Source organism: Rhodococcus sp. USK10, assembly GCF_019378875.1.
Lineage (GTDB): Bacteria > Actinomycetota > Actinomycetes > Mycobacteriales > Mycobacteriaceae > Rhodococcus_F > Rhodococcus_F pseudokoreensis.
Map to the genome: position 1 here is coordinate 7,498,618 of NZ_CP076048.1, position 20,391 is coordinate 7,519,008.

Below are 20,391 nucleotides of genomic sequence, written 5' to 3' on the forward strand. Positions count from 1 at the left end.
GCAGAAGGAGTCACACATGGCGGGTGTTATTACCGATGTCGGCCAGATGGAGGTCGCGGCCAATCACGTGCAGACGGTGAACAGCCAGCTGCAGGGCACGATCAACAGCCTCAAGGGCCGTTGCGAGGAGTCGTCGTCGGCTTGGCAGGGTGGAGCCCAGACGGCGTTCATGAACCTGATGGCACGGTACGGAGATGCTTCGCGCCGCATGCAGGAGTCGCTGGACGAGATTGCGGTGAAGATCCGCGAGAACGGCAAGGGCTACGACGCCGCCGAGCAGGCCAACCAGGACGCGATCCATTCGGCCGGAGCCTCGGGATCGCTCGACATCTAGCGCCGGCACCGAGAACAGTTACGAAGCTCGAGGGGAGCACCGAATGTTGAAGTACGGATTTGCCGAGTTGCAGGCGCTGGCGGCCGACATCAAGTCGAACGAAGCGAAGCTGCGCGAGACGCACGACGAGCTCAAGGGCTACGTGAACGGCCTCGTGGCGCAGTGGCAGAGCGGTGCGCGGGACAACTACCAGGCTGTGCAGGCCAAGTGGGACAGCTCTCACGAGGATCTGCTCCAGGTCCTGCAGACGATCTCGAAGGTCGTCCAGGACGGCGCCATCGACATGCAGACTGCGGAAGACCGGAACGCCACGGCGTGGCTCTGATCTTCGCGTGACACACCCGAGTGCCCCAGCAATCCACGGTTGCTGGGGCACTGTCGTCTCGGTGGTTGGTGACGGGGGATCAGTCGGCGGGCGGAATCAGGCGGCTGAGGACGACACTGCTCTTGGTCTGGAGTACGGCCGGCTCCGACCGCAGGTTCTCCAGCGTTCGTTCGAGGTGCGCGGTGTCGGTGGTCCGGACGCGGAGCAGGGCGTTGGCGTCGCCGGTGACGGTGTACGCCTCCTGAACCTCGGTGTGACGGGACACGATCCGCGCGATCTCGACGGCCGACGTGCGACCGCTGCAGTACAACTCGACGAACACCTCGACGCCGGGGCCGAGGGCGCGGGGATCGAGCACCGCATGGAATCCGGTGATCACTCCGGACTCGACCAGTCGATCGACCCGGCGCTTCACTGCGGGTGCGGACAGTCCGACCTCGGCGCCGATCGTGGCGAAGCTGGACCGTGCGTTGCGCTCCAGCCGCGCAACGATCCGCCGATCGAGCCCGTCCAGACGCAACGAATCATCCATGTGATGGAACGCTAGCGCATTGATCAGGCCTTTTGGTGGGTGGATACTGATGTCACCGACACCGATCGAGGGGGAGTGGAGATGGCGCCCACTGCTGGTATCGAGTCCGAGAACCCGTACGAGGATCCGGCGGTAGCGCCGGGCGACGCCGTCCGCGCCGTCCGCCAGGCGCACCCGCGGACGTACCTGATGTGCCCGCCCACATATTTCGACGTCGTCTACGCCATCAACGACTGGATGCGCCCCGGTGAACCCGTGGACCGGGACCGTGCGATGTCGCAGTGGTGTGCACTCGCGGACACCTACCGGCGGCTCGGCCACGAGGTGCTGACCATCGACCCCGTCGAGGGTCTCCCGGACATGGTGTTCGTCACCGACAGCGGACTCGTCGTCGACGGCGTCGCCCTCGGCGCCCGGTACCGGACCGCCGAGCGTCGCGCCGAGGCCGAACACGTGTTCCGGTGGTTTCGGGACAACGGGCTGATCAGGCCCACCCTGCCGCGGTACGTCAACGAGGGGGAGGGCGACTTCCTCGTCGTCGGCGACGTGATCCTCGCCGGAACGGGGTTCCGGTCCGACCGACGGTCGCACGCCGAGGCGTCGGCGCACCTCGGTCGTCCGGTGATCACCCTGAACCTGGTGAATCCCCGCTACTACCACCTCAACACGGCGCTGGGCGTGCTCGACGACAGCACCATCGCGTACCTGCCCGCCGCGTTCTCGCCCGACAGTCGCGCAGTTCTCGAGCGGATGTTCCCCGATGCGGTGATCGCGGCGGAGACGGACACCGACTGGCTCGGCCTCAACCTGGTCAGCGACGGCGCCAATGTGGTATTGCCCGTGCAGGCTTCACACCTGGCCGAACAGTTGTCGGACCGTGGGTACGAGCCCGTTCCGGTCGACTATTCGGAATTCCTCAAATCCGGTGGCGGAATCAAGTGCAGCACTTTGGAGCTCCGCGGGTTCCGCGGGATCCGGGACGAAAGTCAGGGGTGACCAGCAATGTCGGACGGTGCCGTTTCCGTGACTGATGCCACGCGTGAGCAGCTGAGCAGGGCCGAGGAGCACAGCGCCCACAACTACTCGCCGCTTCCTGTGGTGATCGAATCGGGTGCAGGCGCGTGGGTGAAGGGAATCGACGGCGTCGACTACCTGGACGTTCTCGCCGGATACTCGGCGCTCAACTTCGGCCACGCACACCCCGCGCTCGTGCGGGTGGCGCGCGAACAACTCGGCCGGCTCACCCTGACCAGCCGCGCCTTCCAGCACGACCGTTTCGCGTCCTTCTGCGAAGACCTGAGCAGGCTGTGCCGCAAGGAAGCGGTGCTGCCCATGAACACGGGCGCCGAGGCCGTCGAGACCGCGCTGAAACTGGCCCGCAAGTGGGGGTACGACGTCAAGGGTGTGCCGCCGGGGCGCGCCGAGGTGATCACGTGCGCCGGGAACTTCCACGGCCGCACCATCTCGATCGTCGGGTTCTCGTCCGATCCGGACGCGTACACGGGGTTCGGACCCTACCCGGCAGGATTCGCGTCCGTCGAATACGGGAAGGCGGACGCGCTCGAGGCCGCGATCACCGAGAACACGGTGGCCGTGCTCCTCGAGCCGATCCAGGGCGAGGCCGGAGTCCTGGTGCCGCCCGCGGGCTACCTCGCGGCGGTCCGGGACATCTGCACCCGGCGCGGAATCCTGATGATCGCCGACGAGATCCAGAGCGGGCTCGGGCGGACCGGCGAGACGTTCGCGTGCGACCACGAGAACGTGACCCCCGACGTGTATGTGCTGGGCAAGGCGCTCGGCGGCGGCCTGATGCCGGTGTCCGCCGTCGTCGCCGACTGGCCGGTGATGGCGGTGATCGGCCCCGGACAGCACGGCAGCACGTTCGGGGGCAACCCGCTCGCATGCGCGGTGGGCAGTGCGGTGGTGGACCTGCTCGAGACGGGCGAATATCAGCAGCGGAGCCGTGAGCTGGGCGCCTACCTGCACGAGATGCTGTCGCAGTTGCCGCCCGAGCACGTGTCGGAGGTGCGGGGGCGCGGACTATGGGCCGGCGTCCAGCTGGCCGACGGTATGCCGGCCGCCCGGACGATCTGTGAAAGACTCCTGGCCCGCCGGGTCCTCGCGAAGGACGCGCACGAGGGCACGATCCGCATCGCCCCGCCGCTGGTGATCGAACGGGACGAGCTGACATGGGCGGTCGAACAGCTCGCCGATGCGCTCGCCGAGTGAGTTTTGACCCTGGGGCGCCCTGACCGGTATTGTTCTCCGTTGGCGTGCCGTGCGCCGCTGCGTCTCCGTGTCGCAGTGGCTGGCGGTTCTCGGGTCTCAACTGGCCGCCGGGAATCGCTCGACGATACGCAATGGCCAGCAGCGGATTGAACAAGACGAGGAAGTTCTGTGTCTACGTACACCCCGAAGGCCGGAGATGTGACCCGCACGTGGCACGTCATCGACGCCACTGACGTGGTGCTCGGCCGCCTTGCCGTCCAGGCAGCCAACTTGCTGCGCGGCAAGCACAAGCCCACCTTTGCACCGCACGTTGACGGCGGCGACTTCGTCGTCATCATCAACGCCGAGAAGGTCGCGATCAGCGGCAACAAGCGCGAGGGCAAGTTCCTCTACCACCACTCCGGACACCCCGGTGGTCTGAAGTCCCGCTCCGTCGGTGAGGTTCTCGACAAGAACCCCGACCGCCTCGTGGAGAAGGCCATCGTCGGCATGCTCCCCAAGAACAAGCTGGGTCGCGCCATCAGCAGCAAGCTGAAGGTCTACGCGGGCCCGAACCACCCCCACGCCGCGCAGCAGCCGGTGCCATTCGAGATCAAGCAGGTGGCCCAGTGACGGCGCCGGAGGAGCAGAACGTGTCCAACCCCGAAGAGATCACCGAGGTTGTCGAGGTCGCGGCGGACGAGTACGTGTCCGTCGAGGAGCCCGAGGTCGCCGAGGACATCGAGGCCGCTGCTGCGCCGCAGGCCCCGATCGTGATCGATCGCCCCATCCAGACCGTCGGTCGTCGTAAGGAAGCGGTTGTCCGCGTCCGTCTGACCCCCGGTTCGGGCGACTTCAAGCTCAACGGCCGCACCATCGAGGACTACTTCCCGAACAAGGTGCACCAGCAGCTGATCAAGGCTCCGCTGGTCACGGTCGAGCGTGCCGAGTCCTTCGACATCGTGGCGCTGCTGCACGGTGGCGGACCGTCCGGACAGGCCGGCGCACTGCGTCTCGCCATCGCCCGCGCGCTCATCGAGGTCACCCCCGAGGACCGTCCGGCTCTCAAGAGCGCCGGCTTCCTCACGCGTGACGCCCGCGCCGTCGAGCGCAAGAAGTACGGCCTGAAGAAGGCCCGCAAGGCATCTCAGTACTCGAAGCGCTGATGTGTCGCCGAAGCCGCCCTCCGGGGTCGGCTTCGGCACTGTTCTTCCCGAGAGCAGGCGTCCATCGTTACCGGACGCCTGCTCTCGTGCTTTATCCGAGATGTAATGGGTTTTCTAGGTGCGAGGGGTCTGGTCTATGGGTCGATTGTTCGGGACGGATGGGGTTCGTGGTCTCGCGAATACCGAGTTGACCGCCGAGTTGGCGTTGCAGGTGGCCTCCGCTGCCGCGACGGTGCTGGCGGCGCCGGGTTCGGGCGGACGCAAGACGGCTGTGGTCGGCCGTGACCCGAGAGCCAGCGGCGAAATGCTCGAGGCGGCGGTCGTCGCGGGCCTGACGTCTGCCGGTGTCGACGTCCTGAACGTCGGGGTGCTGCCGACACCCGCGGTGGCGTTCCTGACCGCGGAACTGGACGCGGCTCTCGGTGTCATGATCTCCGCCTCGCATAATCCGATGCCCGACAACGGCATCAAGATCTTCGCGGCAGGCGGACACAAACTCGACGACGAGGTCGAAGATCGGATCGAATCCGTCGCCACCGGCACCGCGACCCGGCGGGCGCCCACCGGGGCCGGGATCGGACGTGTCCGCACGGTGCCGGACGCCGCGGACCGGTACCTGCAGCACCTGACGACCGCGCTCCCGAACAGCCTCGACGGACTGACCGTGGTGGTCGACTGTGCGCACGGCGCGGCCTCGGACGTCGCACCCGCCGCCTACCGGGCCGCCGGCGCCACCGTCGTCGCGATCAACGCGGAACCCGACGGGCTCAACATCAACGAGAACTGCGGATCGACGCACCTCGAGGGCCTGCAGAAGGCCGTCGTCCAGCACGGCGCCGACCTGGGGCTCGCACACGACGGGGACGCTGATCGATGCCTCGCCGTCGACGCAGGCGGTTCCCTCATCGACGGCGACGCCATCATGACCGTGCTCGCCCTCGGCATGCGCGATGCGGGCGAACTTGCCGACGACACCCTCGTCGCGACCGTCATGAGCAATCTCGGCCTGCACATCGCCATGCGCGAGGCCGGAATCTCGCTGGTCACGACGGCTGTCGGTGATCGCTACGTCCTCGAGGGACTCCGATCCGGCGGCTTCAGCCTGGGCGGCGAACAGTCCGGTCACGTCGTGTTCCCCGCCTTCGGCACCACCGGCGACGGAGTGCTGACGGGGCTGCGGCTGATGGGCCGGATGGCGGAAACCGGGCAGCCGATCGCGGAACTGGCGTCGGCGATGACGACGCTCCCGCAGGTCCTGATCAACGTGAAGGTCGCCGACAAACGTGCCGTCGCCGCCTCACCGGTGGTGCTCGACGCGGTACTGGCCGCGGAGCGCAGCCTCGGCGAGAACGGCCGGGTGCTCCTGCGGCCGTCCGGCACCGAGCAACTCGTGCGGGTGATGGTCGAGGCTTCCGACCTCGAAGTGGCTCGTAAACTCGCCGACGAACTGGCGGGCACCGTCGCCTCCGTGTGAACGGACACAGCGCACCGATCGGCCGGGGGAACCGATCGGTGCGCTGTCGCGTCTAATGCAGTAGGTCGCGAAGAGAGGGTGGGGCAATGGGCGAGGGACTCGAGGTGGACGTCGCGCTGGTGACGGACGCGGGCACCAGGCTGTTGCGGTCGGCGGAGGTCCTGAGACAGCAGGCCGTCGAGACCGGCCGGCTGGAGTTCGCCGGGGCGCAGGCGGGCCGCGACTACACCGCGAAAGGTGACGCGGTGCGGGATGCGCTCGACGTAGTCGGAGTCGCGCTCGAGCAGTGGGCCGCAGACGCGGAATCGTTCGGTCACACGTTCCGGGCCGCCGCGGCGCGCTACTCCGGAACGGACGCCGACGTGGCCGCCGACGTGAACGGGGTGCAGTGGTGACCACCGATCCCAGAACGCTGATCGAAGACCCGAACCTGAGCCGCGAATTCAAGGAGCAACTCCTCCAGGCGTGGGCCGCCTCCCGGGAGGAAGACAAGTCGTCTTTTCAGCCGTACCTCGACGAGTACGGACTCGGCTCACGTGACCGGACGCCGTCCGCCGACCAGCGGTACGCGGTGCTGCTCGAGCACGGCAGCGACGCCCAGGCCGCCAACGCATCCCGGCTCGCGCTGGGCGAGCACCTGCGCCCGGATTCGCTCAACGATCCCGAGGACATGCTCGATCTCGGCGCTCGCGGGCTCGAATTCTTCGAGTTGTTCCTGCCCGCCGCGAGAAGACTGGGATACGAATCCCTCGAGCTCACCGACTACTACGCGCGGTTCGACGCCGAGCGGGGGATGCGCCTGCACGCGCTCGCCCGCGACGTCGACACCCTCGGACGCAGCATCGACGCGGCCCGCGCGGAACTCGACGACAACGAGAAATGTGTCACCGCGGTGCGAACCGGGTGGAGCGGAATCGCGGCGTCGGCGGCGATCGATGCCGCTGATCGCCGGAACGTCGAGTCCGCCGCCACCGTCGATCGGCTCCGAGACCTCGCCGAGGTGCTGTTCGAAGCGAACCTCACCCTGAGCGCCGCCGTGACGAACAAGGCGTACAAGGTGGTGTCGCTGCACCAGCCGACGGTCGGGGGGTACAGCGCCGCGCAGATCGACGTCCTCGCGCAGATCTACGCCGAGGGCAAGGACGGCGACAATTCCGTCGCGAAGGATTGCATGGAAGACGCGTCCTACTGGTTCCCCGAACTCGCCGACGACGACTACCGGCACGTGAACGGCCTGTACAAGGACGGGGGCGCCGGTGCCCTGCGTCGCCTCGATCGTGATGACGTGGTGCGGCGGGCCGCTGGAATCACCAAGGACTGGCTCGACGCGAACTTCCGGCGCGTGTACGAGGAGAAGCAACAGGAGTTCACCGCTGCCTGCGCGGATTGCGCCGAAGCGGTGCACGCCGCCTACGACGCCGTCGTCGCCGAGGCACGGTCGATCGAGGTGCCGCCCGGGTTCCGGCCCGAGGACACACCCGAACCGGCGCCCGCACCGAGTGCACCCGAGGCGCAGAACGCGGGCACCGTCCCGGCCGCGGCACCGGGACCGGGTCCCGCACCTGCTGGGCCGGCCGGACCGGCCGCGGCACCCGCGAACGACGGCCCCGCCTACGTCCCGCCTCGATCCGGTGGAGGCGACGCGAACACCGGTCCGGCGGCCGCCGCACCTCCGATCGCCGCACCTCCGATCGCCGCGGCATCTCCGATCGGAGCCGCACCGCCGGCGTCCGCGGCACCTATGGCGACCGCTCCGGTCGTGCCCGCGATGCCCGCGATGCCCGCGATGCCCGGGATTCCTGGTATTCCTGGTATTCCCGGGTCGCTCGTGCCGGCACCGGGCGCCGTCCCGGGCGCGGGAAACGTGCCCGGCCTTGGCGATATTGTGCGGCAGGGACTGGCGGGAGGGCTGGCGGATCTCGGGTCGATCCTGCGCCCGTTGATCGAGGACACCCTCTCGGGCCTCACCGACAGGGCCGACGAGGACGGCAACCCCGACGAACTCGACGATCCGCCTGCGGACGAAGGCGAGCCGGCTCACGGCAAGAGTCTCGAACTGGACCTCGACGGGAAATCGTGGACGCTGGCCGTCGATGCGGACGGTCAGGGGATTCATCTCGAGATGAGCGACGGACACGGCGGGACGGCCAGATTCGGGATCGAGATCGGCCCGGACGGCCTGCCGCAGATTCTCGCCGAAAACGCTGCGGCCGATGGAGACCCCGGCGGTGCCGACTGCGCGCCCGCCGAGCCGGACCCGGAATCGCACGTCGACGCTGGAGCAGAGGGCGCATCGGCAACGACCACCGAAGACGGGCCGCCTGTCGGGGACGCCGTGCCGGACCACGAGGATGCACCGACCCCTGCACCCGCCGGGGACGCCGCGACCGTCCCGCCGCCGCAGGTGGTGACGATGCAGCCGGAGCCGGTCCCCGCGGCGCCTGCCGAACCGGCCCCGCCGCAGGAACCGCGGTCTGCACCCGAACTCGCGACCGGTCCGGTCGCCGGACTCGACAGCGGCGCCGAGCTGGCCGAGGCCGGTCCGCTGTGAGCCACCGCGCCGCCCAGCTGCGGGCACAACGGGCACAGATGCGCGCCGACCTGGAACTGTTCCGGGAGCGGATCGACGAACGCAGAGTGAGAGACGAGGCAACCGCAGCGAGCCGCAGCGAGCCCGCGGCTGCAGTGTCGCCGGTGTTGCCGCCGCGACCGCGAACCCTCGACGATGACGACGAGTACTACCGTCCCCGCAGCTGGCTGGTGTGAGGGAGTAGCTCAGATGTGCGGGAGCACGCCCTGGAACCCGGCTTTGGTGTGCTCCTCGTGCGGATCGACGAGGGTGGTGTGGGGAAGTTCGGCGTCCGCCTCCGCGAACACGTCGTACTTCTTGTCCTCGGTGAGGTGGTAGAGCAGGAAGCCGGTCAGCAGTGCGCGGGTGATCTGCTGCGTCTTGCGTTCCGAACCGCCGATGCCGAGTGCGCCCAGCAGGCGGCGACCTTCGGTGAGCCCGGACTCCGAGGCGCCGTTGACGGCGCGCAGGACGTGCTCGCCGCCCCACGCCTCGGCCAGCGCCTTGGCGTTGCTGTTCATGGTGTCGATGTCGGCACCGGCCACGACGAGCCCCGGCGCTGTGATCTTGGACGCATACCTCTCGGCCTTCGGCGCTGTCGGCGCCGGGAACAGGGCGGCGACCGCAGCCACGTCCTGCTGGGCGGCGGCGAGCACTGCCGCACCCGCACCCATGCCGTGGCCTGCGAAAGCGACGCGGTCGGGCCGCACGCTGATCTGTCCCGGACCGAGACGCACACCGACACAGATGTCGAGGGTGGCCCGCAGGTCGGTGGCGAGGCCCAGGTGAGAGGGCACGGGACCGCGTTCGCTGTCGGGGGCGGCCACAACGATTCCCCACGACGCCAGATGTTCGAGCGTCTTCCGGTAGTGGTCGGCACCTGCCATCCAGCTGTGCGCGAACGCGACGGCGGGCAGGTTGAAGCCTGATGCGGGCGTGTATACGACGCCCGGCTGTCCGGCGAGGGCGAGGTCACCGCGCAGCACGCGGTGCGGTCCCCGCTTGGACAGTTCACGGGCCAGGGTCTTCGGTTTCGGCGCCACGGGGAGAACGTTATCCGATTCGCGGCCCGGCGAGAGAGCCGATGCGGCCCACACTCCGACTTCGCGGCGTCGGCCGGTCCAAGTACCCTGATGAACCATGTGCGGAATCGTGGGATACGTCGGCCACCGGCAGGCTCTGACTGTTGTGGTGGAGGCTTTGCGGCGAATGGAATACCGCGGATACGACTCTGCCGGCATCGCCGTGCTCGACGGGCAGGGCGGAATGGCGGTCGAGCGGAAGGCGGGGCGTCTCGCGAATCTGGAGGCCGAACTCGACGAGGTCGGGGCCGAGCACTTCACCGGGAGCACGGGGATCGGGCACACCCGGTGGGCCACGCACGGCCGGCCCACCGACCGCAACGCGCACCCGCACCGTGATGCGGGGAACACGGTCGCCGTCGTCCACAACGGCATCATCGAGAACTTCGCCCCGTTGCGGGCCGAACTCGAGCACGACGGAATCGACTTCGCCAGCGACACCGACACCGAGGTCGCGGTGCACCTCGTCGCGCGGGCCTACGCGTCGGGCGAGACGGCAGGCGACTTCGTCGCGAGCGCGCTGAGCGTGCTGCGCCGGCTGGAGGGTGCGTTCACGCTCGTCTTCACGCATTCCGATCACCCGGACACCATCGTCGCGGCGCGTCGCTCGACGCCGCTGGTCATCGGTGTCGGCGAGGGCGAGACGTTCCTCGGGTCCGATGTCGCGGCGTTCATCGAGCACACCCGCGACGCGGTCGAGCTGGGACAGGACCAGGTCGTGGTGATCACCGCGGACGGGTACTCGATTCTGAACTTCGACGGATCCGAGGCGCAGGGCCGCCCGTTCCGCATCGACTGGGACCTTGCCGCCGCCGAGAAGGGCGGCCACGACTACTTCATGCTCAAGGAGATCGAGGAGCAGCCGGGCGCGGTCGCGGACACCCTGCTCGGTCACTTCGCGGACGGGAAGATCGTTCTCGACGAGCAGCGACTGTCGGATCAGGAGCTGCGCGACGTCGACAAGGTCTTCGTCGTCGCCTGCGGCAGTGCCTACCACTCGGGGCTGCTCGCGAAGTACGCCATCGAGCACTGGACCCGGTTGCCTGTCGAGGTCGAGCTGGCCAGCGAATTCCGCTACCGCGACCCGGTCCTGGACCGGTCGACGCTGGTCGTCGCCATCTCGCAGTCCGGTGAGACGGCCGACACCCTCGAGGCGGTGCGCCACGCGAAGGATCAGAAGGCGCGGGTGCTGGCGGTCTGCAACACGAACGGTGCGCAGATTCCCCGCGAGGCCGACGCCGTCCTCTACACCCGGGCCGGTCCGGAGATCGGTGTCGCGTCGACCAAGGCGTTCCTCGCGCAGGTCACGGCGAACTACTTGGTCGGTCTGGCTCTCGCACAGGCCCGCGGCACCAAGTATCCGGACGAGGTGGCACGCGAGTACGCCGATCTCGAGGCGATGCCCGCTCTGGTGAGCCGGGTACTCGAGACGGTGGAACCGGTGCGGGCGCTGGCGCGGGAGCTGGCGTCGTCGTCGACGGTGCTGTTCCTGGGCCGCCACGTGGGCTACCCGGTTGCACTCGAGGGTGCGCTCAAGCTCAAGGAGCTGGCGTACATGCACGCCGAGGGCTTCGCGGCCGGCGAACTCAAGCACGGGCCGATCGCGCTGATCGAGGACGGGTTGCCGGTGATCGTGGTGATGCCGTCGCCCAAGGGGCGCGCGGTGCTGCACTCGAAGTTGCTCAGCAACATCCGGGAGATCCAGGCCCGCGGTGCGCGGACCGTGGTGATCGCGGAGGAAGGCGACGAGGCCGTGCGGCCGTTCGCCGACCACCTGATCGAGATCCCGGCGGCGCCGACGCTGCTGCAGCCGCTGCTGTCGACGGTGCCGTTGCAGGTCTTCGCGGCGGAGGTCGCGCAGACACGGGGTTACGACGTCGACAAGCCGCGTAACCTCGCCAAGTCCGTCACCGTCGAATAACGCTCCGCAGGGCGCGGCCCGGCCGCGCCCTACGGAGTGACGACGACGGTGCCCGTCATGTCCGGGTGCAGCGAACAGGTGTACTCGTAGGTGCCCGGTTCGGTGAACGTGTACGTGAACGTGCCGGTCTGCATCAGCCGGCTCCGCAGCACGCTCTTCGCGGCCCCGACACCCACCACGTCGTGGGTGACGCCCCGGTCGTCGAAATTCCAGGTGACCGTGTCTCCGGCCCGGACGGTGATCGTCGAGGGCGCATACGCCATGTTCGCGACCTGCACGACGGGTCCGGTCGTCGCCTCGGGTGCCTCCTCGGCGGGCGAACTGCACCCGGATACGACGGCTGTCATCGAAATGCTCGCGGCGAGAGCCACTCCGGCGATCCACGAGCTTCCACGTCCACGCATGACGTCGAGCGTAGTCTGACCCGGTACCGACCCTTCACTGCACAGCGGCCGGCCGTGGGGCCGGCTCGACGAGGAGTTCCCATGCGGGGCTACTACACCGCTGACGAGGTTCGAGCCGCGGAGGCGCCGTTGCTGGCGTCCCTTCCCGACGGCGCACTGATGCGACGCGCCGCACACGGACTGGCCACGGTGGTGGCGGCGGAACTGCGGGCGCGGACCGGCGGTGTCGCCGGCCGCACGATCACGGTGCTGGTGGGGTCCGGCGACAACGGCGGGGACGCGCTGTGGGCGGGGGCGATGCTGCGGAAGCGCGGTGTCGCCGCCACCGCGGTGCTGCTGAAACCGGAGAAGGCGCACGCGGCCGGCCTGGCGGCGTTCACCGCGGCCGGCGGACGGGTGGCCGCCCCGTCCGACGACCTCGGTCTGCCCGATCTGGTGATCGACGGGATCGTCGGAATCTCCGGCCGGGGACCGCTGCGGCCCGATGCCGCTGCGCTGGTCGACCGGATCGAGGCGCCGATCGTGTCGGCGGATCTGCCGAGTGGTGTGGATCCGGACACGGGCGCTGTCGACGGGCCCGCCGTGCGCGCCGCCGTCACCGTGGCGTTCGGCGCCCTCAAACCGGTTCACGCGCTCGGCGCGGCGAAGTGTGGCCGAGTCGAGTTGGTGCGCGTCGGACTGTCGCTCGGCGACGCCGGGATCACCTCGCTCGACGCCGCCGACGTGGGCGCGGCGTGGCCGGTGCCGGGAGCCGAGGACGACAAGTACTCGCAGGGCGTGGTGGGGGTGGTCGCGGGCAGCGACGGTTACCCCGGAGCCGGGGTCCTGTGCACGGGAGCGGCGGTCACCGCCACGTCGGGGCTCGTCCGCTATGCCGGGCCGTGCACGGGCGAGGTGCTCGCGCATGCGCCGGAGGTGATCGCGACCGCCGAACTCGCGAAGGCCGGACGCGTCCAGTCGTGGGTGGTCGGGCCGGGCATGGGCACCGACGACGCCGCCCGCCGGACGTTGCGGACGGTGCTCGACGCCGACGTGCCCGTACTGGTCGACGCGGACGGACTGACCCTGCTCGCCGAGGACCCCGACCTGGTGCGCTCGCGGACGGCAGCGACGCTGCTGACACCGCACGCCGGGGAGTTCGCCCGGCTGACGGGGAAGGATCCGGGTCCCGACCGGGTGGCGTCGGTGCGCACGCTCGCGGCCGACTGGAACGCGCACGTGCTGCTCAAGGGGCGTGCCACGGTGATCGCCGGACCCTCCGGCCTTGTGTTCGTCAACGAGGCGGGCGGGTCGTGGTCCGCCACGGCGGGGGCGGGGGACGTGCTCGCCGGGATCATCGGCGCACTCATGGCCGCGGGCCTCACCCCGGACCGGGCCGCCGCGGTGGGTGCGCGCGCACACTCCCTGGCCGCGAATCTGGCGGCGCGAGGCGGCGGCGCCGACCTCTCCGCGGGGCGCGGAACTGCACCGATCTCCGCGGGGACGCTGCTCGCGCACCTCAGGGAGTCGATCAGGGTTCTCCGTGCGGGGGTGTCACCCGAGGAAATGCCGGCCACCTCGTGAATGGCAGGATCGAACATATGACGCTTGCTGAAGCAGTACCGGCCGACGATCACGGACACAGCGAACCCGTAGCGCCCGCGCAGGCGGCGCCGGCACCGCAGGCCGAGGCAGTGGTGGATCTGGACGCGATTGCGCACAACGTCGGGATCCTGCGCGACAGCGCTCGGGGCGCGGCGATGATGGCCGTCGTGAAGGCGGACGGCTACAACCACGGTGCGGTAGCCGTGGCCCGCGCGGCGCTGGCCGCGGGAGCGTCGGAACTGGGTGTGACGACGGTGTCGGAGGCGCTGACGCTGCGTCGGGCGGGAATTGACGCGCCCGTCCTCGCGTGGCTGCACACCGTCGACGCCGATTTCGCCCCCGCGATCGCGGCCGGCGTCGAACTCGGCGTCTCTTCGCCACGCCACCTCGCCTCGGTGGTGGCTGCGGCGCGGAGCGTCGGCACCACGGCGATCGTCACGATGAAGGTCGACACCGGCCTGAACCGCAACGGGGTGGCGCCCGACGAACTGGAGCAGGTCCTCGTCGACCTGGCGCGCGCGCAGGCCGAGGGGTCGGTGCGGCTGCGCGGCATCTTCTCGCATCTGGCCCACGCCGACGAGCCGCACCACGCGTGGATCGATTCCCAGCGCGATCGACTGGTCGGTGCGATCGCGGACGCCAAGCGTCACGGGCTGGTCCCCGAAGTGGTGCACCTGTCCAATTCCGCGGCCACCCTGACCCGCCCCGACCTGCGTTTTGACATGGTTCGCCCGGGAATCGCGATATACGGGTTGTCGCCCGTTCCCGAACTCGGTCAGTTCGGGTTGCGACCGGCGATGACACTGCGATCGAGGGTGGCTCTGGTGAAGAAGGTGGCGGCAGGTGAAGGCGTGTCCTACGGGCACCAGTGGGTGGCACCCCGGGACACGACGGTGGCGTTGCTGCCGTTCGGGTACGCGGACGGGCTCCCGCGTTCGCTGAGCGGCCGATTCGAGGTCCAGTTGGGTGCGGAGCGACGTCCGGGGATCGGACGTGTCTGCATGGACCAGGTGGTCGTAGATCTCGGCCCGGACGGTGGGGGAGTCCGGGAGGGGGACACCGCGGTGTTCTTCGGCAACGGGGACCTCGGCGAGCCGATCGCACAGGAGTGGGCCGACAAGCTCGACACCATCCACTACGAGGTGGTGACGGGGGTGCGCGGACGCACGGTGCGCAGCTACGTCGGTGGGACGGGCACGTAGGCATGGGTGTGTCGAAGCGGCTGGGACTCGTCGGCGGTGTGCTGAGCGCGCTGGCGCTCGGCTCGGTGGCGGGTGTCAACGCGGTGCGCAGTGCGACCCGGCCGGGGCGTGAGATCTACGGCGACGAGGACTTCACCCTGATGTCGCGGGACCGGCGCAGCGTGGTGGTCGCAGAGGACGGCGTCGCGCTCGCCGTCCGCGAGGTGGGCCCGGAGATCGCCCCGGTGACGGCGGTGTTCGTGCACGGATACTGCCTGGACATGACGTCGTGGCACTTCCAGCGCCGTCAGCTCGCCGAGCGGTGGGGCGACGACGTGCGGATGGTGTTCTACGACCAACGCGGGCACGGCGATTCGGGTGTGCCGTCCGCCGCGAGCTGCACCATCGCTCAGCTCGGCGCCGATCTCGCGACCGTCGTCGAGGCGAAGGCCCCCACCGGACCGATTGTGCTGGTGGGGCATTCGATGGGTGGGATGACGGTGCTCGCCTTCGCCGGGCAGCGGCCCGAGCTGGTGGCGGAGCGGGTGATCGGTGCCGGTCTGGTGGCCACGGCTGCGGCCGGGCTCAGTGAGACCGGACTGACGCGGAACCTGCAGAACCCGGTCATCGACGGCTTCCGGCTCGCTGTCCGGACCTCGCCCGAACTCGTCCAGCACGCGCGCGGCGCGGCCCGCGTCCTGATCACCCCCATCCTGCGGGCGGCGTCGTACGGCACGGACGTGAGTCCGCGGCTGCACAAGTTCTCCGACTCCATGCTGGACCGGACGTCGGTGGTCACCATCGTGAACTTCCTGCGCACGCTCGAATTGCACGACGAGTCCGCGTCACTCGAGGCGCTCGAACACACCCCGTCCGTCGTGGTGTGCGGCGACAGCGACATGACGATCCCGTTCGGCAGTTCCCGGAAACTGGCGGCGGACCTGCCGGAGTCCGAACTGGTGCGGGTGCGCGGCGCCGGCCACCTGGTGCAGCTCGAGTTCCCGTCGGTGGTGTCGGACGCGGTCGACCGGTTGTTGCATCGCGGCCTGGCCACATTCGAATCGCGTGAGCAGTCCGATGTCGGCTGAGGAAGGAGTACTGCCCGTGAGCGGGACCGTGGTGCTGGCGACGGCGGAGGACACCGAGGAGTTCGGGCGGAACCTGGCCCGGGGACTCGTCGCCGGTGATCTCGTGGTGCTCGACGGACCTCTCGGTGCGGGGAAGACCGCACTGACGAAGGGAATCGGTGCCGGCCTCGGCGTACAGGGGAGAGTGACTTCGCCCACATTCGTCATCGCGCGGGAGCACCGGGCGGGCACCCGTCCGGGTGGGGGTGCGCCGGTCGGGATGGTGCACGTGGACGCGTACCGACTGGGCGGAAGCGGCCCGCACGCGCTGGACGAACTCGACGCACTCGACCTCGACACCGACCTGGCCGCAGCCGTTGTCGTCGTCGAATGGGGTGAGGGCATCGTCGAGCAGCTGGTCGATCGTCATCTCCGGGTACGCCTGCGCCGCGAACCGGAGTCGGATGTCCGCACGGCCCACTGGGAGTGGATTTCCTGACGGGTCGGGTGTCGGGAGCGGTTCTGACGTGCGAGTACCCTCAGTTACCGTGCTTGTTCTCGCCATCGACACGTCCACGCCTGCCGTGACCGCCGGAGTCGTCCGGGTTTCGGCCGGCTCCGCATCGGTGGAGTCGGTCCACACGCTCGCGGTGCGGGTGACGGTCAACCCGCGCGCGCACGCGGAAGTGCTCACCCCGCACATCCTGGAGTGCCTCGCCGAGGCGCGGCACGTCCCCGCGGACCTCGACGCGGTGGTCGTCGGGGCCGGGCCGGGTCCGTTCACGGGTCTGCGCGTGGGGATGGCCACCGCCGCCGCGTTCGCCGACGCCCTCGGCATTCCGGTGCACGGGGTGTGCAGCCTCGACGCCATCGCGGCGCAGGTGGACGGTGACCGGAATCTGCTCGTCGTCACGGACGCCCGCCGGCGCGAGGTGTACTGGGCGCGTTATTCGGCGGGCGTCCGGGTGGAGGGTCCCGCGGTGGTGAAGCCGCGCGAGCTCGAGCCGATGCCGTCCGAGGTGGTGGCGGGATCGCCGTCACACGTCGACTTCTTCGATCTGCCGGTCGAACCGGTGGAAACCCCCTCGCCCGCAGGGCTGGTCGCGGTGGCCGCGGATGCGCTGTTCGGCAGTGCGGCCCCGGCGGCGCTCGTCCCACTCTATCTGCGACGCCCCGATGCGGTGGAACTGGCGGACCGGAAGAAATGACGTTCCGCATCGAACCGATGGCGGCCGCCGACGCCGAACGGTGCGCGGAGCTCGAGACCCTCCTCTTCGCCGGCGACGGCCCCTGGAGCGCGCAGGCGTTCAGGGCGGAACTCGCCGCCCCGCACGTGCACTACGCCGTGGCGCGCGACGACACCGGCCACGTCGTGGGATACGCCGGAATCGCGCTGCTGGGCAACGGTTCGCACCCCGAATCCGAGATCCACACGATCGGGACCGACCCGGCGTGCCAGCGGCGGGGGATCGGCGGGGCCCTGCTCGACGAACTGCTGCGGGTGGCCGACACAAGGGGCGGCCCGGTGTTTCTCGAGGTGCGCACCGACAACGACGCGGCGATCGCCCTGTACCGACGTGAAGGATTCGAGATCGTGGGAACCCGTAAGAAGTACTACCAACCGAGCGGTGCGGACGCCTTCACGATGCGTCGCCCCGGAACGGGTGAGGAGCCGCTGCAATGATCGTCATGGGGATCGAAAGCTCTTGTGACGAGACCGGAGTCGGCATCGTCCGGTGGAACGGCGACGGAACCTGCGAGCTCCTCGCGGACGAGGTCGCATCCAGCGTCGACCAGCACGCACGCTACGGCGGCGTGGTGCCGGAGGTCGCGTCCCGCGCGCATCTCGAGGCGATCGTCCCGACGATGCGGCGGGCGCTCGCCGTCGCCGGGATCGTCAAGCCGGACGCACTCGCCGTCACCATCGGACCCGGTCTGGCCGGGGCCCTGCTCGTCGGTGTCGCGGCCGCGAAAGCGTATGCGGCGGCATGGGACGTCCCGTTCTACGCGGTGAACCACCTCGGCGGGCACGTTTCGGTGGACACCCTCGAGCACGGACCGATGCCGCCCTGCGTGGCGCTGCTCGTGTCCGGTGGGCACACCCACCTGCTGCACGTCGAGGACCTCGCGAAGCCCATCGTCGAACTGGGCACCACCGTGGACGACGCCGCAGGCGAAGCGTTCGACAAGGTGGCCCGTCTCCTCGGACTCGGATTCCCCGGTGGCCCCGCCCTCGACGCCGCGGCGCAGGACGGCGACCGGAACGCGATTCCGTTCCCGCGCGGCATGACCGGACCCCGGGACGCACGGCACGACTTCTCGTTCTCCGGCCTGAAGACGGCGGTCGCGCGGTACGTGGAATCGAAGGAGCGGGCGGACGAGGCGTACTCGGTGCCGGACATCTCCGCGAGCTTCCAGGAGGCCGTGGCCGACGTGCTGACGATGAAAGCGGTACGCGCCGCCCGCGACGTCGGCGTGGACACACTGGTGCTCGGTGGCGGCGCCACCGCCAACTCACGCATCCGGGCGCTCGCCGAGGAACGCTGCGCCGAAGCCGGTCTGACCCTGCGGGTCCCGAAACCGCGTCTGTGCACCGACAACGGAGTGATGATCGCCTCGCTCGGCGCGCATCTGATCGCCGGTGGCGCCGCGCCTTCCCTGCTGACCGTGGCCAGTGACCCCGGACTGTCGGTGGCGACCAGCCAGGTGTTCAGCTGACCGGAATGGTGACGGTCTGCGTGGCCGGGGGAGTCAGCGCCTCACCGGGCTGAGCGCCGCTCGGCTGCGCCCCGGCGGGAGCACTCGGAGCAACCGTGCCCGGCGCCGGGATCATCGGGAACAGCCCTTCGGGGGCGGCGGGCACCGACTCCGGGGGCGCGGTCGGCGCCGCAGGCGCGGGGGTGCCGCGGGCGCGGTGGATTCGGCGGGTGCAGTGGGCGCCCCGTTCGGCGGCGGTGCCGCTTCGGGACCGCCGGGTGCGGGCGCGACGGGGCTCGGCTCGTTCGGCGTCGACTCACCGGGAACCTGCGGCCACAGCGGCGGAATCGCGGGCCACTCGATGTGCGGCCACGAGGGCTGCGGCGGCTCTGTTCCGGGCAGCGTCGGACGTGCGGGAGCCGTGGGGGTCGGTAGCGGGGTGGTGGTACGCGGGGGCGTCGTCTCGGTCGTCGAATCGGGCGCCTGCGCGGGAGTCCGATCCGTCTGCGGTTCGGACGTGGGCGGGGCGACCTGATTGGGGTAGTACTCCGACGTCGGCGTCGGATCGTACGACGGGATCCGCGTGGCGGGAGGTTCGTCGGTCGTCGTGGTCGCGACCTGCTCGGTGGTCTGGAACATGTCGGTGCCCGCTGGGGAGACGTTGGGATCGGGTGCGGGCGCGAGTTCCTTGACGCCGTAACCGAGAACGAGGCCGCCGACCACGAGCGCGCCGACGAGAGCCCCCGACACCTTCGCGGCGGAACCGGGGCGGTTCGACTCGGTGGGCGGGTAGTCGCGGATGGCGGAGGACACGGCGAGCAGCGCCGCCCCCTTCGCGGTCGCCGTGTCGGGCTCGGGCACTGCGATGACCCGTGCGGTGAAGGCCCCGGTCACGGCGGCGGTGATCGCGGGAATGTTCGCGCCGCCACCGACCAGGGCCAGAGCCTCGGGTCGGCGCGGGGAGTCGGCGATCGTGGCGCGGATGAACTCCACCGCGACCCGGACGGTCGGTGCGGCGATCTCGTCGAACCCGGTGCGGCTGATCTCGATCGGGCGGATGCCCTGCAGATCGATGTCGACGTGCGACTTCGGCTCCGAGGACAACTGCTCCTTGGCGACGCGGCACCGCGCCGAGAGCAGATCCCGGTCCAGGTGCCGCAGGGGATGCGGGGTGGTGAGGCTGCCGACGACATGGTGGAAGATCAGGTCGTCGAATCCGGTGCCGCTCACGTGGCTCGTGCGGTCGGCGTGCAGGACGGTGCCGTCCACCTGATCGACGACGGCGACGGACAACCCGGACTCGCCGAAGTCGACGATCGCGACGGTGGCATGCTGCGCGACCTCGCCGGTGTGGCGCAGGTAGGTGAGGGTGGCCGCGGTCTCGGGCACGAGGTGCACGCGATGGCGCTGCCTGCTGACGGCGCTGCGGATCGAGTGGGCCTGCTCCTGCGTCCGATACGCGACGGCGAACGCGTCGGGCGTGGTGGGATCGGCGGGAACCTGGGTGGTCATCAACGAGATCGACGACCGGACCAGGTCGCCGAGGTCGGTGTGGGCCTGATCGGCGGACAGGTAACGGAACTCGACGTTCTGCGCGCCGTTGGAGGCGGTGGTGACGAGCGCGGAACTGACACCTGCCGCGCCGGTCGACATCCCCAGGGACATACCCATCACACACACCCCCTCACGTTTTCGACGCGTGACCTGCTGTCTCTGCCGGAACGCCCTGTTCAGCGGGTATTCCCTGCCCGTTGAATCGGCGACTGTTATCTGAACGTTACAGAAAACAAACGGATTTCGCTCCCGACTTCCGGCCTCCGAAGACGAAGATGGCGCTCGATATCCGG

Annotated in this window: 21 protein-coding genes and 1 pseudogene; 18 read left to right on the forward strand and 4 right to left on the reverse strand. The window is 69.7% G+C overall.

What is annotated here, in order from left to right:
• Window positions 1-16: 16 nt before the first annotated feature.
• The gene (locus I1A62_RS41150; protein ID WP_124394580.1) at window positions 17-334 is read left to right on the forward strand and encodes a WXG100 family type VII secretion target; all 318 of its coding nucleotides are present in this window, start codon (window positions 17-19) and stop codon (window positions 332-334) included.
• Between the two features lie 43 nt (window positions 335-377).
• Window positions 378-659, forward strand: coding sequence for a WXG100 family type VII secretion target (locus I1A62_RS41155; protein WP_219457933.1), 282 nt, complete (start codon window positions 378-380; stop codon window positions 657-659).
• Between the two features lie 79 nt (window positions 660-738).
• Here I1A62_RS41155 and I1A62_RS41160 read toward each other — a convergent pair whose 3' ends face one another.
• A complete protein-coding gene (locus I1A62_RS41160) occupies window positions 739-1,191 on the reverse strand; it encodes an Lrp/AsnC family transcriptional regulator (protein ID WP_124394582.1) in 453 nt (150 codons plus the stop codon).
• A gap of 81 nt (window positions 1,192-1,272) precedes the next feature.
• On the opposite strand from I1A62_RS41160, the gene ddaH reads away from it, so the two are divergent.
• From ddaH to I1A62_RS41200, 8 genes are all read left to right on the forward strand, one after another.
• Window positions 1,273-2,187, forward strand: coding sequence for a dimethylargininase (gene ddaH, locus I1A62_RS41165; protein WP_219457935.1), 915 nt, complete (start codon window positions 1,273-1,275; stop codon window positions 2,185-2,187).
• Window positions 2,188-2,193: 6 nt separating this feature from the next.
• Window positions 2,194-3,420, forward strand: a complete 1,227-nt coding sequence (rocD, locus tag I1A62_RS41170) for an ornithine--oxo-acid transaminase (RefSeq protein WP_219457937.1) — start codon at window positions 2,194-2,196, stop codon at window positions 3,418-3,420.
• A 168-nt stretch (window positions 3,421-3,588) separates the two neighbouring features.
• Window positions 3,589-4,032 (forward strand): 50S ribosomal protein L13, encoded by a 444-nt coding sequence (rplM, locus tag I1A62_RS41175; protein WP_005239728.1) that lies wholly within the window; start codon window positions 3,589-3,591, stop codon window positions 4,030-4,032.
• Window positions 4,029-4,565 carry a 30S ribosomal protein S9 gene (gene rpsI / locus I1A62_RS41180; protein ID WP_043825651.1) on the forward strand — a complete coding sequence of 179 codons (537 nt, stop codon included), beginning with the start codon at window positions 4,029-4,031 and terminating at the stop codon, window positions 4,563-4,565. Before rplM ends, rpsI begins: the two co-directional genes overlap by 4 nt.
• 136 nt (window positions 4,566-4,701) lie before the next feature.
• Window positions 4,702-6,039, forward strand: a complete 1,338-nt coding sequence (glmM, locus tag I1A62_RS41185) for a phosphoglucosamine mutase (protein WP_124394585.1) — start codon at window positions 4,702-4,704, stop codon at window positions 6,037-6,039.
• A gap of 86 nt (window positions 6,040-6,125) precedes the next feature.
• Window positions 6,126-6,434, forward strand: a complete 309-nt coding sequence (locus tag I1A62_RS41190; protein ID WP_124394586.1) for a type VII secretion target — start codon at window positions 6,126-6,128, stop codon at window positions 6,432-6,434.
• Window positions 6,431-8,590, forward strand: coding sequence for a hypothetical protein (locus I1A62_RS41195; protein WP_257890671.1), 2,160 nt, complete (start codon window positions 6,431-6,433; stop codon window positions 8,588-8,590). The genes I1A62_RS41190 and I1A62_RS41195 overlap by 4 nt, the downstream gene beginning before the upstream one ends.
• A complete protein-coding gene (locus I1A62_RS41200; protein WP_124394588.1) occupies window positions 8,587-8,805 on the forward strand; it encodes a hypothetical protein in 219 nt (72 codons plus the stop codon). The genes I1A62_RS41195 and I1A62_RS41200 overlap by 4 nt, the downstream gene beginning before the upstream one ends.
• 9 nt (window positions 8,806-8,814) lie before the next feature.
• On the opposite strand, the gene I1A62_RS41205 is transcribed toward I1A62_RS41200, so the two are convergent.
• Window positions 8,815-9,651, reverse strand: a complete 837-nt coding sequence (locus I1A62_RS41205) for a dienelactone hydrolase family protein (protein ID WP_219457940.1) — start codon at window positions 9,649-9,651, stop codon at window positions 8,815-8,817.
• A gap of 97 nt (window positions 9,652-9,748) precedes the next feature.
• Between I1A62_RS41205 and glmS the strand changes: the two genes are divergently transcribed.
• Complete coding sequence (gene glmS, locus I1A62_RS41210; RefSeq protein ID WP_087558443.1) at window positions 9,749-11,611, forward strand: glutamine--fructose-6-phosphate transaminase (isomerizing); 1,863 nt, start codon at window positions 9,749-9,751, stop codon at window positions 11,609-11,611.
• Window positions 11,612-11,640: 29 nt separating this feature from the next.
• On the opposite strand, the gene I1A62_RS41215 is transcribed toward glmS, so the two are convergent.
• Window positions 11,641-12,015 (reverse strand): cupredoxin domain-containing protein, encoded by a 375-nt coding sequence (locus tag I1A62_RS41215; protein WP_124394591.1) that lies wholly within the window; start codon window positions 12,013-12,015, stop codon window positions 11,641-11,643.
• An 81-nt stretch (window positions 12,016-12,096) separates the two neighbouring features.
• Between I1A62_RS41215 and I1A62_RS41220 the strand changes: the two genes are divergently transcribed.
• Genes I1A62_RS41220 through tsaD form a run of 7 tightly spaced genes read left to right on the forward strand, consistent with a single transcriptional unit; the run spans window position 12,097 to window position 18,565 of the window.
• Window positions 12,097-13,578, forward strand: a complete 1,482-nt coding sequence (locus I1A62_RS41220) for an NAD(P)H-hydrate dehydratase (RefSeq protein ID WP_219457941.1) — start codon at window positions 12,097-12,099, stop codon at window positions 13,576-13,578.
• Between the two features lie 17 nt (window positions 13,579-13,595).
• On the forward strand, window positions 13,596-14,801 hold the full coding sequence (gene alr / locus I1A62_RS41225) for an alanine racemase (protein WP_124394593.1): 1,206 nt from the start codon (window positions 13,596-13,598) through the stop codon (window positions 14,799-14,801).
• Window positions 14,802-14,803: 2 nt separating this feature from the next.
• Window positions 14,804-15,868 (forward strand): alpha/beta fold hydrolase, encoded by a 1,065-nt coding sequence (locus I1A62_RS41230; protein ID WP_219457942.1) that lies wholly within the window; start codon window positions 14,804-14,806, stop codon window positions 15,866-15,868.
• Window positions 15,858-16,346, forward strand: a complete 489-nt coding sequence (tsaE, locus tag I1A62_RS41235; protein WP_087558438.1) for a tRNA (adenosine(37)-N6)-threonylcarbamoyltransferase complex ATPase subunit type 1 TsaE — start codon at window positions 15,858-15,860, stop codon at window positions 16,344-16,346. Before I1A62_RS41230 ends, tsaE begins: the two co-directional genes overlap by 11 nt.
• A 49-nt stretch (window positions 16,347-16,395) precedes the next feature.
• Complete coding sequence (gene tsaB, locus I1A62_RS41240) at window positions 16,396-17,055, forward strand: tRNA (adenosine(37)-N6)-threonylcarbamoyltransferase complex dimerization subunit type 1 TsaB (protein ID WP_124394595.1); 660 nt, start codon at window positions 16,396-16,398, stop codon at window positions 17,053-17,055.
• The gene (rimI, locus tag I1A62_RS41245) at window positions 17,052-17,531 is read left to right on the forward strand and encodes a ribosomal protein S18-alanine N-acetyltransferase (protein ID WP_124394596.1); all 480 of its coding nucleotides are present in this window, start codon (window positions 17,052-17,054) and stop codon (window positions 17,529-17,531) included. Before tsaB ends, rimI begins: the two co-directional genes overlap by 4 nt.
• The gene (gene tsaD, locus I1A62_RS41250) at window positions 17,528-18,565 is read left to right on the forward strand and encodes a tRNA (adenosine(37)-N6)-threonylcarbamoyltransferase complex transferase subunit TsaD (protein ID WP_206005491.1); all 1,038 of its coding nucleotides are present in this window, start codon (window positions 17,528-17,530) and stop codon (window positions 18,563-18,565) included. Before rimI ends, tsaD begins: the two co-directional genes overlap by 4 nt.
• Here tsaD and I1A62_RS41255 read toward each other — a convergent pair.
• Window positions 18,558-20,215: pseudogene (locus I1A62_RS41255) on the reverse strand (Hsp70 family protein). The gene tsaD and the pseudogene I1A62_RS41255 overlap by 8 nt on opposite strands.
• Window positions 20,216-20,391: the final 176 nt, after the last annotated feature.

Coding starts and splice junctions, on each gene's coding strand:
- I1A62_RS41155 (WP_219457933.1), top strand. CDS start 378: ATGTTGAAGTACGGATTTGCCGAGTTGCAGGCGCTGGCGGCCGACATC.
- I1A62_RS41220 (WP_219457941.1), top strand. CDS start 12,097: ATGCGGGGCTACTACACCGCTGACGAGGTTCGAGCCGCGGAGGCGCCG.
- glmS (WP_087558443.1), top strand. CDS start 9,749: ATGTGCGGAATCGTGGGATACGTCGGCCACCGGCAGGCTCTGACTGTT.
- I1A62_RS41215 (WP_124394591.1), bottom strand. CDS start 12,015: ATGCGTGGACGTGGAAGCTCGTGGATCGCCGGAGTGGCTCTCGCCGCG.
- tsaD (WP_206005491.1), top strand. CDS start 17,528: ATGATCGTCATGGGGATCGAAAGCTCTTGTGACGAGACCGGAGTCGGC.
- I1A62_RS41190 (WP_124394586.1), top strand. CDS start 6,126: ATGGGCGAGGGACTCGAGGTGGACGTCGCGCTGGTGACGGACGCGGGC.
- rocD (WP_219457937.1), top strand. CDS start 2,194: ATGTCGGACGGTGCCGTTTCCGTGACTGATGCCACGCGTGAGCAGCTG.
- I1A62_RS41230 (WP_219457942.1), top strand. CDS start 14,804: ATGGGTGTGTCGAAGCGGCTGGGACTCGTCGGCGGTGTGCTGAGCGCG.
- I1A62_RS41150 (WP_124394580.1), top strand. CDS start 17: ATGGCGGGTGTTATTACCGATGTCGGCCAGATGGAGGTCGCGGCCAAT.
- glmM (WP_124394585.1), top strand. CDS start 4,702: ATGGGTCGATTGTTCGGGACGGATGGGGTTCGTGGTCTCGCGAATACC.
- tsaE (WP_087558438.1), top strand. CDS start 15,858: ATGTCGGCTGAGGAAGGAGTACTGCCCGTGAGCGGGACCGTGGTGCTG.
- ddaH (WP_219457935.1), top strand. CDS start 1,273: ATGGCGCCCACTGCTGGTATCGAGTCCGAGAACCCGTACGAGGATCCG.
- I1A62_RS41160 (WP_124394582.1), bottom strand. CDS start 1,191: ATGGATGATTCGTTGCGTCTGGACGGGCTCGATCGGCGGATCGTTGCG.
- rimI (WP_124394596.1), top strand. CDS start 17,052: ATGACGTTCCGCATCGAACCGATGGCGGCCGCCGACGCCGAACGGTGC.
- alr (WP_124394593.1), top strand. CDS start 13,596: ATGACGCTTGCTGAAGCAGTACCGGCCGACGATCACGGACACAGCGAA.